This window comes from Mesorhizobium ventifaucium (assembly GCF_935822925.1).
In the GTDB taxonomy this organism is placed as follows: Bacteria; Pseudomonadota; Alphaproteobacteria; order Rhizobiales; family Rhizobiaceae; genus Mesorhizobium; species Mesorhizobium ventifaucium.
Window position 1 is genome coordinate 247,308 of the sequence record NZ_CAKXZS010000014.1, and the last position, 16,493, is coordinate 263,800.

At 61.7% G+C, this 16,493-nt stretch carries 16 protein-coding genes and 1 pseudogene; 6 read left to right on the plus strand and 11 right to left on the minus strand.

Annotated elements, in window-relative coordinates:
• Nucleotides 1-34 precede the first annotated feature (34 nt).
• Entirely contained in the window at nt 35-502 is a 468-nt protein-coding gene (locus tag NMG70_RS14030) for an Lrp/AsnC family transcriptional regulator (protein ID WP_254025135.1), read from the minus strand.
• Nucleotides 503-642: 140 nt separating this feature from the next.
• Here NMG70_RS14030 and hppD point away from each other — a divergent pair, with 140 nt between their 5' ends.
• The 3 genes from hppD (at nt 643) to NMG70_RS14045 (ending at nt 2,426) form a co-directional block, all read left to right on the plus strand.
• Nucleotides 643-1,755 carry a 4-hydroxyphenylpyruvate dioxygenase gene (gene hppD, locus NMG70_RS14035; RefSeq protein WP_254025077.1) on the plus strand — a complete coding sequence of 371 codons (1,113 nt, stop codon included), beginning with the start codon at nt 643-645 and terminating at the stop codon, nt 1,753-1,755.
• Nucleotides 1,756-1,827: 72 nt separating this feature from the next.
• The gene (locus NMG70_RS14040; RefSeq protein ID WP_095496146.1) at nt 1,828-2,052 is read left to right on the plus strand and encodes a type II toxin-antitoxin system Phd/YefM family antitoxin; all 225 of its coding nucleotides are present in this window, start codon (nt 1,828-1,830) and stop codon (nt 2,050-2,052) included.
• A complete protein-coding gene (locus NMG70_RS14045; RefSeq protein ID WP_254025078.1) occupies nt 2,049-2,426 on the plus strand; it encodes a type II toxin-antitoxin system VapC family toxin in 378 nt (125 codons plus the stop codon). The genes NMG70_RS14040 and NMG70_RS14045 overlap by 4 nt, the downstream gene beginning before the upstream one ends.
• On the opposite strand, the pseudogene NMG70_RS14050 reads toward NMG70_RS14045, so the two are convergent.
• The 4 genes and pseudogenes from NMG70_RS14050 to hmgA form a co-directional block, all read right to left on the minus strand.
• Nucleotides 2,405-2,965, minus strand: a pseudogene (locus tag NMG70_RS14050) (DinB family protein). The gene NMG70_RS14045 and the pseudogene NMG70_RS14050 overlap by 22 nt on opposite strands.
• A gap of 27 nt (nt 2,966-2,992) precedes the next feature.
• Entirely contained in the window at nt 2,993-4,006 is a 1,014-nt protein-coding gene (locus tag NMG70_RS14055; protein WP_254025079.1) for a fumarylacetoacetate hydrolase family protein, read from the minus strand.
• Nucleotides 4,007-4,083: 77 nt separating this feature from the next.
• On the minus strand, nt 4,084-4,968 hold the full coding sequence (locus NMG70_RS14060) for an MBL fold metallo-hydrolase (protein WP_254025080.1): 885 nt from the start codon (nt 4,966-4,968) through the stop codon (nt 4,084-4,086).
• Nucleotides 4,965-6,278, minus strand: coding sequence for a homogentisate 1,2-dioxygenase (gene hmgA, locus NMG70_RS14065; protein WP_254025081.1), 1,314 nt, complete (start codon nt 6,276-6,278; stop codon nt 4,965-4,967). The genes NMG70_RS14060 and hmgA overlap by 4 nt, the downstream gene beginning before the upstream one ends.
• A 79-nt stretch (nt 6,279-6,357) precedes the next feature.
• Here hmgA and NMG70_RS14070 point away from each other — a divergent pair, with 79 nt between their 5' ends.
• Complete coding sequence (locus NMG70_RS14070; RefSeq protein WP_254025082.1) at nt 6,358-6,798, plus strand: MarR family winged helix-turn-helix transcriptional regulator; 441 nt, start codon at nt 6,358-6,360, stop codon at nt 6,796-6,798.
• 235 nt (nt 6,799-7,033) lie between these two features.
• On the opposite strand, the gene tdh is transcribed toward NMG70_RS14070, so the two are convergent.
• Together tdh and NMG70_RS14080 are read right to left on the minus strand one after the other, a co-directional pair.
• Nucleotides 7,034-8,068 carry an L-threonine 3-dehydrogenase gene (gene tdh, locus NMG70_RS14075; RefSeq protein WP_254025083.1) on the minus strand — a complete coding sequence of 345 codons (1,035 nt, stop codon included), beginning with the start codon at nt 8,066-8,068 and terminating at the stop codon, nt 7,034-7,036.
• A gap of 81 nt (nt 8,069-8,149) precedes the next feature.
• Nucleotides 8,150-9,337, minus strand: a complete 1,188-nt coding sequence (locus tag NMG70_RS14080) for a glycine C-acetyltransferase (RefSeq protein WP_254025084.1) — start codon at nt 9,335-9,337, stop codon at nt 8,150-8,152.
• A 281-nt stretch (nt 9,338-9,618) separates the two neighbouring features.
• Here NMG70_RS14080 and NMG70_RS14085 point away from each other — a divergent pair, with 281 nt between their 5' ends.
• The gene (locus NMG70_RS14085; protein ID WP_367185533.1) at nt 9,619-11,691 is read left to right on the plus strand and encodes a putative bifunctional diguanylate cyclase/phosphodiesterase; all 2,073 of its coding nucleotides are present in this window, start codon (nt 9,619-9,621) and stop codon (nt 11,689-11,691) included.
• A 53-nt stretch (nt 11,692-11,744) separates the two neighbouring features.
• Here the strand turns inward: NMG70_RS14085 and NMG70_RS14090 are convergent, their stop codons facing one another.
• The 3 genes from NMG70_RS14090 to NMG70_RS14100 form a co-directional block, all read right to left on the minus strand.
• Nucleotides 11,745-12,197, minus strand: a complete 453-nt coding sequence (locus NMG70_RS14090; RefSeq protein WP_254025086.1) for a type II toxin-antitoxin system VapC family toxin — start codon at nt 12,195-12,197, stop codon at nt 11,745-11,747.
• Nucleotides 12,198-12,215: 18 nt separating this feature from the next.
• Nucleotides 12,216-12,458: a type II toxin-antitoxin system Phd/YefM family antitoxin gene (locus NMG70_RS14095; RefSeq protein ID WP_254025087.1), complete on the minus strand. Its 243-nt coding sequence runs from the start codon at nt 12,456-12,458 to the stop codon at nt 12,216-12,218.
• A 180-nt stretch (nt 12,459-12,638) separates the two neighbouring features.
• Nucleotides 12,639-14,684 carry an oxidoreductase gene (locus NMG70_RS14100; RefSeq protein WP_254025088.1) on the minus strand — a complete coding sequence of 682 codons (2,046 nt, stop codon included), beginning with the start codon at nt 14,682-14,684 and terminating at the stop codon, nt 12,639-12,641.
• 131 nt (nt 14,685-14,815) lie between these two features.
• On the opposite strand from NMG70_RS14100, the gene queF reads away from it, so the two are divergent.
• A complete protein-coding gene (gene queF / locus NMG70_RS14105; RefSeq protein ID WP_254025089.1) occupies nt 14,816-15,277 on the plus strand; it encodes a preQ(1) synthase in 462 nt (153 codons plus the stop codon).
• Nucleotides 15,278-15,306: 29 nt separating this feature from the next.
• On the opposite strand, the gene NMG70_RS14110 is transcribed toward queF, so the two are convergent.
• A complete protein-coding gene (locus NMG70_RS14110; protein ID WP_254025090.1) occupies nt 15,307-16,491 on the minus strand; it encodes a mandelate racemase/muconate lactonizing enzyme family protein in 1,185 nt (394 codons plus the stop codon).
• Nucleotides 16,492-16,493 lie beyond the last annotated feature (2 nt).

Sequence of the window (16,493 nt, forward strand, 5' to 3'; positions counted from 1 at the left end):
CCAGGCCCGAGGGCATGCTTTTGCGCGACATGCATTAAATCGGCAGCGCGCCGGTTTCCTTCAGCGTTTCCAGCACGATCGCCGTCTTCACATGCTGCACGGATTCGTGCGGCAGGAGCACGCCGTTGACGAATTCCGACAGCGATTTCAGGTCGGGCGTCACCACTTTCAGGATGTAATCCATCTCGCCGGTCAGCGCGTGCGCCTCCTGCACCTCCGGCAGCCGCGCCACCAACTCGCCGAAGCGCCGCGCATTGTCGCGGTTGTGGGTGGCGAGCGTCACCGAGATCACGTTGACCAGTGAGAAGCCGAGCTTGTCCCGGTCGAGCACCGCGCGATAGCCCCTGATATAGCCGTCCTCCTCCAGCCTCTGGCGGCGGCGCGAACATTGCGACGCCGACAGGTTCACCCGTTCCGACAAGTCGTTGTTGGTCAGCCGTGCGTCGCCCTGCAACAGAGCCATTATCTTGCGGTCAAACTGGTCGATGCGCGCATCATCCATGATCTTTTCATCCACCATGCACAATTCCCGCATGATCTATTCGTTTAAAGCGTTTGAATGCAAGCACCATGCACCTCCTCCGCGCTATAGTAGCGTCAAAATGGCTCTTTCCGGCCAAGCAGCTTTTGGAGGACAACATCATGGGTCCCTTCCCGCACGATGCACCGCCCGCAACGATCAGCAAGGCCAATCCCGCCGGCACCGACGGCTTCGAATTCGTCGAGTTCGCGCATCCCGAGCCGGAAAAGCTCGCCGAGTTGTTTACCCGCATGGGCTATGTACCGGTAGCCAAGCACCGCACCAAGAACATCACCGTCTGGCGGCAGGGCGACATCAACTATGTCGTCAATGCCGAACCCGGCTCGCATGCGATGAAGTTCGTCGACAAGCACGGCCCCTGCGCTGCCTCGATGGCCTGGCGGGTCGTCGATGCCAAGCATGCGTTCGACCATGCCGTCGCCAAAGGGGCCACGCCTTACGAAGGCACCGACAAGGCGCTGGACGTGCCGGCAATCGTCGGAATCGGCGGCTCGTTGCTCTATTTCATCGAGGTCTACGGCGACAAAGGCTCGGCCTACGATGCCGAGTTCGACTGGCTGGGCGAGCGCGACCCGAAGCCGGAAGGCGTCGGCTTCTATTATCTTGACCACCTCACCCACAATGTCTACCGCGGCAACATGGACAAATGGTGGGATTTCTATCGCGACCTGTTCGGCTTCAAGCAGATTCATTTCTTCGACATCGACGGCAAGATCACCGGCCTGGTCAGCCGCGCCATCACCTCGCCCTGCGGCAAGATCCGCATCCCGCTCAACGAGTCCAAGGACGAGACCAGCCAGATCGCCGAATATCTGAAGAAGTACAATGGCGAAGGCATCCAGCATATCGCCGTTGGCACGGACGAGATCTACGGCGCCACCGACAGGCTGGCAGCCAACGGGCTGAAGTTCATGCCCGGCCCGCCGGAAACCTATTATGAGCTGTCCCATGCCCGCGTGCACGGCCATGACGAGCCGATCGAGCGGATGAAAAAGCACGGCATCCTGATCGACGGCGAAGGCGTGGTTGACGGCGGCACGACCAAGATCCTGCTGCAGATCTTCTCGAAAACCGTAATCGGGCCAATCTTCTTCGAATTCATCCAGAGGAAGGGCGACGAGGGTTTTGGCGAAGGCAATTTCCGCGCGCTGTTCGAATCGATCGAGCAGGACCAGATCAAGCGTGGCGTGCTGAAGGTGCAAGCGGCGGAGTGAGGCGCAGACGCCTCCAAATTCCTTGCGGTTCGATCAATTATGACCTAAATTCTGGTCATAAAGGATTAGCCCATGAATATCTCGATCGCCGAAGCCAAAGCGAAATTGTCGGAACTTGTCAGCCGTGCGGAAGCCGGCGAAGAGATCGTGCTCACCCGGCACGGCAAAGTCGCTGCTCGCCTCGTACCGCCAGCATCGCCCGACCTCCTGCCTCGCATTGGCGCCTTGAAGGGTAAAATCCGGATCGCAGACGATTTTGATGAACTCGGTCCCGAATGGGACGAGTACGTTAAATGACGAGTGGCCCGTTTCTCGCCGACACGCAAATTATCCTTTGGTCGATTGCGGACAATCCTCGTCTTCGCGACCCGCATCGTGCCATTTTAGCGTCAGATGCGGTCGTCTTTGCCAGCGCCGCCAGCATTTGGGAGATCGCCATCAAGCGCGCTATCGGAAAGCTCGAAGCTCCCGATGATCTGGCAACGCTGCTTCCGAAGATGCGCTTTCTTCCCCTCATCATCACGTTTCAACATGCGCAAAAGGTTGGCGGCCTGCCTCATCACCACGGTGATCCATTCGATAGACTTCTCATCGCACAGGCGCAAGTGGAGAACCTAACCATTCTGACGGCTGACCCGCATTTCGCCCGTTACGATGTCGTCTTGGCCTGATTGCCAAGTTCCAACCTCTCCACCTCCGCTATCCTGAGTTTCAGATCATAGTCGAGGAAGAACTCGTCGAGCTGCGGCGGCTTCACCGACGTGCCGGACAGCATGGCGTGCACCTGCCCGCGATGATGGATGTCATGGATGAAGAGGTGGGCGAGCAGGTCGCCGATGCGCTCCGGTATTTTTCCGTCCTCGCGCCGGTCGGTGGTGACGCGGCGGTCCAGATCGTCGGTCGACAAATGATCGCAAAAGGCGATCAATCGCCGGTCGGCCGCAACCTAGGCGGCAAACAGCGCCTGTGGTTCATCGAACGGCACGAAATCGTCATGAGCCGCGGCGCCAACGCCGCCCTCTTCGAGAAAATCGAGATAGAGATGATCGACAGCCAGGATGTGATTGAGCGTTTCGTTGATCGACGGGAAGAAGCTGGTGCGCTCAGCTTCGAATTCACCTGGCTTGAGCTGCAGCACGGCGCGGTAGAGCCGGTCGTTCGACCAGAGGTTGTTGGCTGCCATGCGGCTGAAATGGTCCAGCAGGTTCATCGTTTCAGACGCGCCCCAAGTGCAATCTTACCTGAGGTACTCCTCGACCTTCTGCTCGATTGCACCAAAAATCGAATGTCCGGTCCTGTCCTTCATCTCGATGCGCACAATGTCGCCAAGGCGCAGGAACGGGGTTGTCGGCTCGCCGGCTGCGATCGTCTCGATCATGCGCAATTCGGCAATGCAGGAATAGCCGGCGCCGCCTGCCGAGACCGGCTTGCCAGGGCCGCCGTCGAGCTTGTTGGAGACCGTGCCCGAACCGATAATGGTGCCGGCGCTCAGCGGCCGGGTTTTCGCGGCATGCACAATCAGAGCCGGAAAATCGAAGGTCATGTCCACGCTGGCGTTGGCGCGGCCGAACGGCTTGCCGTTGAGATCGACCAGCAGCGGCAGGCTGACCTTGCCGCCATCCCAGGCCTCGCCAAGTTCGTCCGGCGTCACCGCGACGGGGGAAAAAGCCGAGGACGGCTTTGATTGGAAGAAGCCAAAACCTTTGGCAAGCTCTGGCGCGGTGAGGGAGCGCAGCGTGACGTCATTGACCAGCATGATCAGCCGGATCGCGGCACTTGCCTCATCGAGGCTTGCCCCCATCGGCACGTCGTCGACAATGACGGCGACCTCCCCTTCCATGTCGACGCCAAGGGCCTCGTCGAACGTGCGGATCGGATCACGCGGCGCGATGAAACTGTCCGAACCACCCTGGTAGATCAGCGGATCGGTCCAGAAGCTTGCCGGCATCTCGGCACCGCGCGCCTTCCGCACCAGTTCAACATGATTCACATAGGCCGAGCCATCGGCCCATTGGTAGGCGCGCGGCAGCGGCGAATGGGCGTCATGCTCGTGAAAGCGCGCTGACGGCACCGCATTGTTCTCCAGCGATTCCGCTATTGTCGCCAGATGCGGCGCGATCCGGCTCCAGTCGTCGAGCGCCGCCTGCAGCGTCGGCACCAGAAACGAGGCATCGGTGAACCGCGTCAGGTCGCGCGAGACGACGACCAGCTTTCCGTCGCGCGTCCCGTCCTTCAATGTGGCGAGCTTCATGCGGTTTCCTCTCCTGATGCGGCTTTGGTGCCGCTTTGAATTTTGTTCTACGCATGATCTCTTCCGAAAACCGGTTCTCACTTTTCGGGATCATGCTCCAGTCCCACAACAAGGCCGTCGCGGGCGATCGTCAAGTCTCCAGCCCATGTTTTCCTGACGGCGGCGATCCAGTCGGCCTCGCCGATCTCGGGATCATCGGCCGGAATGAGGTGGTTGAGCACCAGTCTCCTAACCCCGGCATCGGTGGCGATCCGCCCTGCTTCTTCGGCAAGACTGTGGCTGGCGAGCAGATGCTCTCTCAGCCGCGCGCCATTGCCGGTTTTCGCGACGAGCCGCTCGATGCCATCTTCCAGCATGGCTTCATGCACGAGGATGTCGGCGCCTTTGGCGAAATCCGCCAATGGCGGAAAGAACGCCGTATCGGCGGAGAATACGATGCTTTGTCCGGCATGCTCGAAACGCAGCGCAAAGCAGTCGGTCACCGGCGGATGGTCGACGCGTAGCGCCAAAACTTTCAGGCCGCGCTCGTCCATCACCCGGCCTTCGCCAAACTCGATGATCGAAACCATATCTACGATATCAGGCCGGCCTTCGTCGACGATGCGGATTTCGATGTCGAATTCCATCGCCTGGCAAAAGCGCTGCCAGTAATGGCCGGTGCCGGGCGGGCCGAATACGGTGACCGGTGTCGCCAGACCCGCCGTCCAGGCCGTGTGGATCAGCGGACCGAGTTCCAGCAAATGGTCGGAATGCAGATGCGTGATGAAGACCAGGTCGAGCGCCTTCAGGCTGACGCCGGTTTCGGCCAGCCCGCGCGTCACGCCAAGCCCGCAATCCACGACGATCGTGCGCCCGCCGAATTTCAGCAACGACGAACTTGGCCACGGACCGCCCGGCCGGAGCGCCGGGCCGCCCTTCGAGCCCAGCAGCACCAGCCGATCCCGGGCTGGATCAGCGTTCAAGACCAGTCGCCCTCGGGCGTGCCGTTGAAGCGCTTCTTCAGATCGGCCCAGCATTCGATGTAATTCTCCTGTCGGGTTTCAACCTCGGCGGCGTAGCGGGTCAGCATCTGCGGGAATCGCGTCTCGAACATGAAGGCCATGGTGTTGTCGAGCTTGACCGGTTTCAGTTCGGCGCGCGAGGCCTTTTCGAAGCCAGACGTGTCAGGCCCGTGGGCCAGCATCAGATTGTGCAAGCTGATGCCGCCGGGAACGAAACCCTCTTCCTTGGCGTCGTACTGGCCGTGGATCAAGCCCATGAACTCGCTCATGATGTTGCGGTGATACCAGGGCGGACGGAACGTGTTCTCGGCCACCAGCCAGCGCGGCGGGAAGATGACGAAGTCGATGTTGGCGGTGCCCTCTTCACCGCTCGGCGCGGTCAGCACCGTGAAGATCGACGGATCGGGATGGTCGAACAGGATCGCGCCGACCGGCGAAAACGTTGCAAGATCATATTTATAGGGCGAGTAATTGCCGTGCCACGCGACTACATCCAGCGGTGAATGATCGAGTTCGGTGACATGAAACTGGCCGCACCATTTGACGATCAGCCGACACGGTGTTTCCTTGTCCTCGAACCAGGCGCAAGGCGTCTTGAAATCGCGTGGATTGGCCAGGCAATTGGCGCCGATCGGGCCACGATCCGGCAGCATCAGCTTGGCGCCGTAGTTCTCGCAGACATAGCCGCGCACTGTTTCATCGACCAGTCCGACCTTGAACACGAGGCCGCGCGGCAGCACGGCGATCTCGCCCGGTCGCAATTCGATGACGCCCATCTCGGTGACGAAGCGCAGCGCCCCCACTTGCGGCACGACGAGCAACTCGCCGTCGGCGTTGAAGAAATGGTCGTCGGCCATCGAGCGGTTGGCAACGTAGACATGGGCGGCCATGCCGGTCTGGCCGAGCACGTCGCCGGCGGTGGTGATCGAGCGCATGCCAGCAATGAAGTCGGTCGGCTCCTTCGGCATCGGCACCGGGTTCCAGCGGTACTGGCCAAGCGCCAGTTCGTGATCGCCGACATTCGGCGCGCTTTTCCACAGCGGATAGTTCGCCGCCTTGAAGCGACCGGTGTGCCTGACGCTCGGCCTGATGCGATAGAGCCAGGAACGCTCATTGGTGCCGCGTGGCGCGGTGAAGGGCGAGCCTGAGAGCTGCTCGGCATAAAGGCCGTAGGCCGGCCGCTGCGGCGAATTCCGCCCTTGCGGCAGCGAACCAGGCAAAGTCTCGGTTTCGAAGTCGTTGCCGAACCCCGGCATGTAGGAAAAGGCCATGGCATCCTCCCTGGATTGACCAAATTGGTTTCGTTTGTAACCATCGAAAATGTAACTATCAATCGTGATGGAGCGGACCATGGAGGCTGACACCCTCGAACTTGAAAGCTTCCTGCCCTACCGGCTCTATCGCCTTGCCGATGCTGTCAGCCGCGAGTTTTCCAGGGTTTACAAGGACCGTCACGGCCTGACGCGGCCCGAATGGCGCACGCTGGCCGGTCTCGGCCAGCACGGCACGATGACGGCAACAGCGCTCGGCGAACAGTCGGCCATGCACAAGACCAAGGTTTCGCGCGCCGTCTCCCGACTCGAACGGCGCCGCTGGCTGGCGCGAAAACCGGATGAAAAGGACCGCCGTGTCGAGCATCTGACGCTGACCAACGCGGGCCTTGCCGCCTATCGCGAGATGGTGCCCTTGGCAAAAGCGTTCGAGCGGGAATTGCTGTCGAAACTCAGCACTGGCGAGCGCGTGGCGATCGCGGAAGGATTGGCGGCCCTGGAGGCAGCGTTGGGCAGGTGAACGAAGCTGCTACGCAGCGATCCTTCCCACCCCCCTCTGGCCTGCCGGCCATCTCCCCCGCAAGTGGGGAGATCAGATGTCACTAATGCTTTCGCCAATCATCAATGTTGCAGAGATGGGCGCAGCGGCGAAGCTGCCAATCTCCCTCCTTGCGGGGGAGATGCCCAAGTTTTGGCAAAGAGGGCAGGCCAGAGGGGGGTGCTGTCCCTCCAACGTTTCGGCACCCGGCCAACGCCTACCAGTCCATCACCACCTTGCCCGAATTGCCGCTGCGCATCGCGTCGAACCCAGTCTGGAAGTCGTCAATGCCGATGCGGTGGGTGATCAGGCCGCTGACATCGAGCGGGCCCTGCACCAGGGCGATCATCTTGTACCAGGTCTCGAACATTTCGCGGCCATAGATGCCCTTGAGATGCAGCATCTTGAAGATGACCTTGTTCCAGTCGATCTCGAAGCCGGTCGGCGCGATGCCCAGAATGGCGATCTTGCCGCCATTGTTCATGGCGTCGATCATGTCGCGGAAGGCAGGTGCCGCACCCGACATTTCGAGGCCGACGTCAAAACCTTCGGTCATGCCGAGCGCCGGCATGATATCGCGCAGCTTTTCCTTCGACGCGTCGACCACATGCTGGACGCCGAGTTTTTTCGCCAGCGCCAGCCGCACCGGGTTGATGTCGGTGATGACCACCTTTCGCGCGCCGACGCACTGCGCCACCAGCGCACCCATGATGCCGATCGGCCCGGCGCCGGTGACCAGCACGTCCTCGCCGACGAGGTCGAAGGACAATGCGGTGTGAACCGCATTGCCTAGGGGATCGAAGATTGCGGCGATCTCGTCGGGCACGTCGTCGGGGATCGGCACGACGTTGTGCTGCGGGATCGCCAGATATTCACCGAAGGCGCCCGGCCGGTTGACGCCGACGCCGAGCGTGTTGCGGCACAGATGCCCCCTGCCCGCCCGGCAATTGCGGCAATGGCCGCAGACGATGTGGCCTTCGCCTGACACACGCTGACCGATCTTGTATTCGGTGACCGCCGCGCCGAAGTCCGCGACTGTGCCGACGAATTCGTGGCCGGTCACCATCGGCACCGGCACGGTCTTCTGCGCCCACTGGTCCCAATTGTAGATGTGGACGTCGGTACCGCAGATCGCGGTCTTCTTGATCTTGATCAGAACGTCGTTCGGGCCGATTTCCGGCACCGGCACTTCTTCCATCCAGATGCCCGGCTCGGCCTTGGCCTTGACCAGCGCCTTCATCATGTTCGACATTCTTTTGTCCCCAGAATCTTAGTCGCCAGAACTTAGTCGCTTGAATTTCTTGATCCGGAATCGCTTCTCGGTTCCGGCCGTTCAGGAAATCACACCAAGTTCGCGCCCGACCGCGCCGAACGCCTCGACCGCACGGTCGATGTCGGCGCTGGAATGGGCGGCCGACATTTGCGTGCGGATGCGTGCCTGGCCCTTCGGCACCACCGGAAACGAGAAGCCGATGACATAGATCCCGCGCTGCAGCATGCGCGCCGCCATCTCCTGCGCCAGCGTCGCATCGCCGAGCATGACCGGCATGATCGGATGATCGGCGCCGGCCAGCGTAAAGCCGAGCTTACCCATCTCAGACCGGAAGCGCGCCGCATTGGCATAGAGGCGCTGACGCAGCGCATCGCCATTTTTGATCAGTTCGAAAACCCGGATCGAGGCGCCGGCGATCGCCGGCATCAGCGTGTTGGAAAACAGATAGGGACGCGAGCGCTGGCGCAGCCAGTCGACCACCTGGCTCTTGCCCGATGTGTAGCCGCCCGACGCGCCGCCCAACGCCTTGCCAAGCGTGCCGGTGATGATGTCTACCCTGCCCTCGACGCCGCAATGCTCGGCCGAGCCGCGCCCATTCTTGCCGACGAAGCCGACAGCATGGCTGTCGTCGACCATCACCATTGCATCGTACTTGTCGGCGAGATCGCAGACGCCCTTCAGATTGGCGATGATGCCGTCCATGGAAAATACACCATCGGTGGCGATCAGCCGAAAACGGCAATCCATTGCCTCCTTCAGCCGCGCTTCCAGATCGGCCATGTCGTTGTTGGCGTAACGGAAACGCTTCGCCTTCGACAGCCGCACGCCGTCGATGATCGAGGCGTGGTTGAGCGCGTCGGAAATGACAGCATCCTCCTCGCCGAGCAGCGTCTCGAACAGGCCGCCATTAGCGTCGAAGCAGGAGCCATAGAGGATCGTGTCCTCCATGCCGAGAAATCCAGAAATCGTCGCCTCGAGCTGCTTGTGCTCTTCCTGCGTGCCGCAGATGAAACGTACCGACGCCATGCCATAGCCATAGCGGTCGAGTGCCTGCTTGGCCGCATCGCGCAACTCGGCGCTATCGGCGAGGCCAAGATAGTTGTTGGCGCAGAAATTCAGCACCCTCTCGCCGCCCACCTCGATCTTGCCCGATTGCGTCGAGGTGATCACCCGCTCGGATTTGTAGAGGCCGGCCGATTTCAGCCCTTGAAGCTCGCTGTCGAGGTGGGAGAGGAATGCCGCGCTCATGATCTGGCCCTGTTGAGAATAAATGGACTGTCGCCCCGTGTGGACGAAAAATCCACCGCAAAAGCGACGGCTTCGGTGACCCGACGGTCAGCGGCCAGAGTGCCGCCCCAGAATGCCGCCAAATGGCGGATATTCAAATGCAGCTGCGGCGAGAAAGAACACGATAACCATTTCGCAAGCTTTCCACCGCTGCTGCTCTGTCGGCTTCCGGAGCTGTTAACCTTTAAAGCCAATGGTTCTCATACCCAACAATCTGTCGGCGAGAGGGACCGCCCCAGAAAATGTCGCAGCAACCGATGCAAACCATTTCGGGCAGGCTGATACTGCTGATCAAGGCAGGCTATTGGCTGGCGCTGTTGATCATTGCAGCCATGGTGATGGCCTCCTTCATCCTTCTCCAGCAGATGATGGCTGGCCAGCGGCACGACGAGACGCTGCTCGATATTGTCGGCATGCAAAAAGTGCTGTCGCAACGCATTGTCTTCCTTGCCAACGCGGCAGGTGCAGCTACGCGCAACCAACAACCGGCTCTGGTCACCGCATTCAAACAGGCCACGGCCGACTTCGAGAGGAACTACGACCTTCTGCTCGAGCGGGTGGTCGCCGACCCGGCATCACCGGCAAGGCTCGATCCAAAATCAGTCGAGAGCGTCCTTTTCGCCAAGCCGTTTCATCTCGATTACTTCTCGGTCGGGCTTATCGCCAACGGCGAACGACTGGTTTCGGCGTTCGAATCGCAACTCGGCATGGCCGATAATGGCGGCTACAAGGGTGGCGGCGAACGCGTCAATCTCGACGCTTCCGTCGCCAATGCGACCCTGTCGGGCTATGCGGCACTCGGCCAGCGCATCAGCGCCCAGGCCGATGCGCAATCGGGAAGACTGCTCGATCTCCATCGAACGCTGTTCTACTCCACCATCGGCGTCATCGTGCTGGTGGCACTTTTCATCTTCCGGCCGATGTCGAACGCCATCCTGCGCAAGACGCGTGAACTGATCGATACCCGCAATTCCATGGCCTTCATCGCCGTGCATGACGGCCTTACCGGCCTGCACAACCGAACCTTCCTGACCGACCATTTCGATACGCTGATCAAGGGCGCGCAGCGCCGGCGGGAGCGGCTTGCGGCGGTCCACCTCGACCTCGACCGGTTCAAGCAGATCAACGACACGCTTGGCCACGCCGCCGGCGACTATGTGCTGGTGGTGACGGCGCAGCGCATGCGTGATTCTTGCCGGGCGTCGGATCTCTGTGTGCGTCTCGGCAGCGACGAGTTCGTGATGATCCTCAACGGTGCCGGCGGCACCGAGGACATCAACACGGTCGCCGGGCGCGTCCTGACGCAGATCAATGAACCGATCGTCTATCGGGGCACGACCATCCTTCCGGGCGCCAGCGCCGGCGTCGCTGTCTATCCGGTCGACGCCGACAATGCGCAAGATCTGCTCGTCCATGCCGACCTCGCGCTCCACGCCGCCAAGAAGCAGGGTGGCGGCAGTCTCTCATTCTTCTCCGAGGCGTTGCGGCATGAACTCGATTACCGCAAGCGGCTCGAGCATGACATCAGGATCGCTATCGCGGAGAAGGCGTTCCAGGTCTATTTCCAGCCACAGGTTTCGTTGTCGAACGGCACGATCGGCGGCATCGAGGCGCTGGTTCGCTGGAAACATGCCGAGCGCGGCATGATTGCACCGGGCGAGTTCATTCCCATCGCCGAGAAATGCGGGCTCATGCCTGCGATCGGTCGCATCGTCATCGCCAAGGCAATCGGCGAGGCGGCGGAGTGGAACCGCGCCGGCATCGCCTTCGGACGGCTCGCCGTCAACGTCTCCGGCAGCGAATTGCGTGACGCCGATTTCGACGCCTTCCTCTTCGGTGCGCTGGAAAAGGCTGGGCTGCCGGCGCAAAAACTGTCGCTCGAGATCGTCGAATCCGTGATTCTCGACGACGAGAAGACCGGCATCGCGGCAAAGCTGCGGCACATCCGCGCCGCCGGTGTCCATCTTGAACTCGATGATTTCGGCACCGGCTATGCGTCGCTCAGCCACGTCAACCCGAACGAGATCGACAGGCTGAAGATCGATCGCCGCTTCGTCCAGAACATCAATGCGAACGGCGACAACACCAAGATCGTGCGTGCCATCACCGAACTCGCCCGCGGCCTTGGCATCTCGATCGTCGCCGAGGGCGCCGAAACCGAGGCTGAACTCGATTCACTGATGGCGATCGGCTGCGACCAGGTGCAGGGCTACTCCATCGCCTTCCCGATGCCGCAGGATCAGACACGCGAATGGCTGGTCGCGCGGACGCCGAAGAGAGCCAGGCTGAGGGTGTTGCAGGGAAGGCTGGCGTAAGGCGCCAACCTTGACACGCCTCTTCGGAGATGGCGCCTAACGGGTGAGTCCGGCTAAGGTGCCGCCGAATGCCGCAATGGCGGCAAGTTCTTCAGCGGGTTGAGCATCGGCACCCCGAGCGGTGCAAAATGACGCTCGTTGTCCGTCAGTATCGTCAAGCCGTGGACCTCGGCCGTAGCGGCGATCGCTATGTCTTCGAAGCCTGGCCGATGCGCCCTTGCCCGATCAAGAATAGACCCGGCGGCATGTGCGGCGCGCAAATCGAAGGGAAGAACCCTCTCTCCATATAGGTGCTCGACCGCTTGCCACCAGTTGCGTAGCAAAGCCGCCTTTGTCGTCGCACCCTCGCGCTCGGCCTTGGCGATCCCTGCGGCGATTTCGGACACAGTGACAACGGACAGGAACAGGTAATCGCTGGCTTTGTCGAGCCATGTTGCCAACGCTGCCCGATTCGCCTTCTTGGCGGGAGCGATTGCCGAGATGATGTTGGTGTCCAGCAGAAACATCAGGACCAATCGACCGGGTTACAACGCAACCTTGCGAACCTGTTTACGGGAACGGGGGGGAATATCGCCTTTGTCACCGGGAAACGCCGCCAGCAATTGTCCGAAGCTAGGCACCCGCGACAGCCGTTCGTAGTCTTCGAAAGACAGGATCACAGCCTGCTTACGCCCGTGACGCGTGATGACGGCAGGTTCTCCCGCCACGGCCTGATCAACCACCGCCGAAAGCCTGGCCTTGGCATCCTTCAACTGAATTTCGCGCATGCTGTGCCCCATTTTATGACCACTGAAGTCATAAATAGCATCGCGAGCCCACTGAAACAATACGTCCGGCAGTTGGGATCAATCGACATTCGCCCGTGGCGCGCAGATCGAACGGACGTGCCTGGTGGCTCTCCGTGTGGGCGTTCGACTTCGCGCCACCAATCGAGCGGTTGACGATCGTCAGATCCGCAGGCCGAACCTGATGCCGTCATAGATGGCGGCGTGAATGTTGCGCGAGGCGACCGCATCGCCGATGCGCAAGAGCACGAAACCGCCTTGCGGACCGCGCGCCGGGAAAATGTCGCCACCATTGACCAGCCGCTCGTAATCGACCGCGCCGCCGTTCTTCGACAGCGGTTTCAGTGCGAGATAGAGATCGTCGAGCGGCAGCGTGCCGTGCTCGACCACCACCTGATCGACCCGCCGCTCGTCGCGCCAGCCGTCAGCGAAGTCTGAGCCGAGCTCCGCAACCAGTTGATTGCCCTCGCGCCGCACCGAACGCAGCCGCGTGTTGATGGTGATGGTGACGCCTTGTTCCTGGAAGGCGCGCATATAGGGCACGTGGTTCATGCCGCCCATTTCCGGGGCGAAGAAGCGTTCGGGCGAAACCAGCTCCAGCTTTGCACCGCTATTGGCGATCAGCTCGGCCGCACCCATGCCCTGATGGCCGCCATTGTCGTCGTAGAGCAGCACGTTTTCAGCCGGCTTGACGCTGCCGGCCATGATATCCCAGCTCGACGTGACAAGATTGTCGCCTGCCCCCAGCGGCGGGTTCTGCGGCAGGCCGCCGGTGGCGACCACCACCACGTCCGGCGACAGAGCCAGAACATCGTCCTTCTCCGCCCAGGTGTCATAGCGGATTTCGACGCCGAGCCGGTCGAGCTCGGCCAGTCGCCAATCGATGATGCCGATCAGTTCCTTGCGGCGTGGGTTTTGCGTCGCCAGCCGCACCTGGCCGCCGGCCTGGCTTGATGCTTCAAGCACCGTCACCTGGTGACCACGCTCGGCCGCGACACGCGCCGCTTCCAGACCGCCGGCCCCAGCGCCGACGACGACCACGTTACGCTTCGGCCCCTCGGTCTTCGGGATGATGTGCGGAATATCAGCCTCGCGGCCGGTCGCCGCATTATGGATGCACAGCGCCTCGCCACCCTCATAGATGCGGTCGAGGCAATAGGTGGCGCCGACGCAAGGGCGGATTTCGTGCTCGCGGCCCTCCATCACCTTGCGGACGATATGCGGATCGGCGATGTGGGCGCGGGTCATGCCGACCATGTCGAGCTTGCCCGTGGCGATGGCGTGACGCGCAGTGGCGACATCCGAAATCCGCGCCGCGTGGAAGGTCGGGAACTTCGTCGCCGCCCTCACCTCGCCGGCGAAATCGAGATGCGGCGACGAGCGCATGCCGGTCACCGGGATGACCTTGGTCAGCGCGGCATCGGTTTCGATCGAGCCGCGGATGATGTTGAGGAAATCGACCTTGCCGGAGCCGGCCAGCCGTAAGGCGATCTCGACGCCTTCCTGTTTCGAAAGGCCCTTCTCAAAATCCTCGTCGGCAACCATGCGGATGCCGACGACGAACTTTTCGCCGACCGCCGACCGCACGGCGTCGAGCACCATGCCGGTGAAGCGCAAGCGGTTGTCGAGCGAGCCGCCGAAATCGTCGTCGCGCTGGTTGGTGGCCGGCGACCAGAAGCCGTCCATCAGATGGCCGTAAGCCTCGAACTCGATGCCGTCGAGGCCGGCGGCCTGGCAGCGCTGGGCGGCGGCCGCGTAGTCGGCCACGATGCGCTCGATGTCCCAGTCCTCGATGGTCTTCGGAAAAGCGCGATGCGCCGGCTCGCGCACTGGCGAGGCGGACAGCACCGGCAGCCAGTCGGCCTTGTTCCAGCCGGTACGGCGACCGAGATGGGTGATCTGGATCATCACCTTGCAGTCATGCTCGTGGCAGGCATCGGCGAGTTCAGTGAGCCACGGCACGATGCGGTCGTCGTAAACATGCAGATTGCCGAAGGCGGCCGGGCTGTCGCGCGAGACGATCGCCGAACCGGCGGTCATGGTCAGCGCCATGCCGCCCTTGGCCTTTTCGGCGTGGTAGAGCCGGTAACGCTCTTTCGGCATACCTTCCTCCGAATAGGCCGGCTCGTGGCTGGTCGACATAACCCGGTTCTTCAGCGTCAAATGTTTGAGCTGATAGGGCTGGAGAAGCGGATCGCTGCTGGTCATCGTTTTCCTGCTGTAAATCGTGCTAATGAGCGGCAAATTTATTACGCATGTCGTTATGACAGAACCGCTGCGCATCCTAGGGTCAGGGGCGTGGGCTGGCTTTTGGGCGACATGCAGTAAGGAACCCGCTCATGATCGATACGAAAAACCTTACCCAGCTCGGCACAAACGTCGAGGCGCCACAGAACCCTGAAGCAGCAGTCCTGGAGACCGTGCCGTTTTCGCGCGGCGACGGGCCGCCAGCCATCGTTCGCTTCACCTGCCCGGAGTTCACCTCGCTCTGCCCGGTCACCGGCCAGCCGGACTTCGCCCACATCGTCGTCGACTATGCACCCGACACGCTGCTGGTGGAATCGAAGTCGCTGAAGCTGTTCATGACCTCGTTTCGCAACCATGGCGCCTTCCATGAAGAGTGCACCGTCATGATCGGCCGCCGCATCGTCGCCGCGACCAAACCACTGTGGTTGCGGATCGGCGGCTATTGGTATCCGCGCGGCGGCATTCCGATCGACGTGTTCTGGCAGACCGGCGCGCCGCCGGAAGGCGCATGGCTGCCCGATACCGGTGTCGCGCCCTATCGCGGACGCGGCTGAGCCTGAGCTTCTATGGAACGTACGTCGCATCAGTTGAGCGGCAGCCGCCGGTAGCGGCCGGGATTGTTCGGATCATTGAAATGGCCCATCGGCCCATGTTCGGCGAAGTGCGCCGCCCAGTGCTTCATCGCAGTGGGGTCGAGCTCAACGCCCAGTCCGTTGCCCTCCGGCACACGCACGGTGTTGCCGGTCTGCCGGAACGGCCCGTCCTTGATAACGTCGCCGATCTGCCAACGAAACAGCGACTGCGATGCCTCGGTGATCCACGGCGTCGCCGCCACGACGTGCAGATAGGCTGATGTCATGATGCCGAGATCGTTCGAATAGCACCAGAACCCCTTGCCCATCGCCTCACAGGCGGCGATGAATTTCAGGGTTTTCGACAGTCCGCCGAGTGCTGCGAAATTGCAGACGAAGTAATCCGGCGCGCCGAGCGCGACCGCCCGTCTGAGATCCGGGATGTGCGTGGAAAACGGAATGCGCGAGTGCTGGCGCAGCGCCGCCATCTCCTCAAAGGTGGCGACCGGATCCTCATAATTGCGGATGTTGAACGGCTCGATCTCGCGCAGCACCCAGCGCGCCGTGGTCAGCGACCACTGCATGTTGGAATCGAGCCTGATCTGCGCCTTGTCGCCGAGCGCCTCGCGCAGCATGCGCACGGTGCTGATCTCGAGCTCGGGATCGCCCATGATCAGCTTGCCCTCGAAAATGGTGGAGCCATGCTCCTCGCGCATCTTCAGGCAGTACTCGACGATCGCTTCGGACGTCATTTCGCCACCCGCTCCGCCCTGCGCGGCGCGAAACGAGAAATATTCAGAAAACGGAATGTCCTTGCGCACGCCGCCGCCAAGGACTTTGTAGAGCGGCATGCCGAAGACCTTACCTCTGATGTCCCACAGCGCCAGTTCGACCGCGCCGAAGGCGACCGAAGCGGCATTTTCGCCGGTGTTGGCGGTGATCTGCCAGGGCGGCACGCAGCGCGCCTCGCAGTCGGCGATGTCGAGCGGATCGGCGCCGATCAGCGCCGGCGCGATCTCGGCCTTGATCACCTCGCCGAAATGCCACCACGGCGCCTCGCCCAGTCCGACTACGCCTTCGTCCGTCTCGACTTCTATGATCGATTTCGAGCCGCCGCCATAGAGACCAGCCGTCCACCAGAATGGGGCGTCCAACGGAACATTGACATGGGTGACGCGGACGTTGGTGATCTTCATCG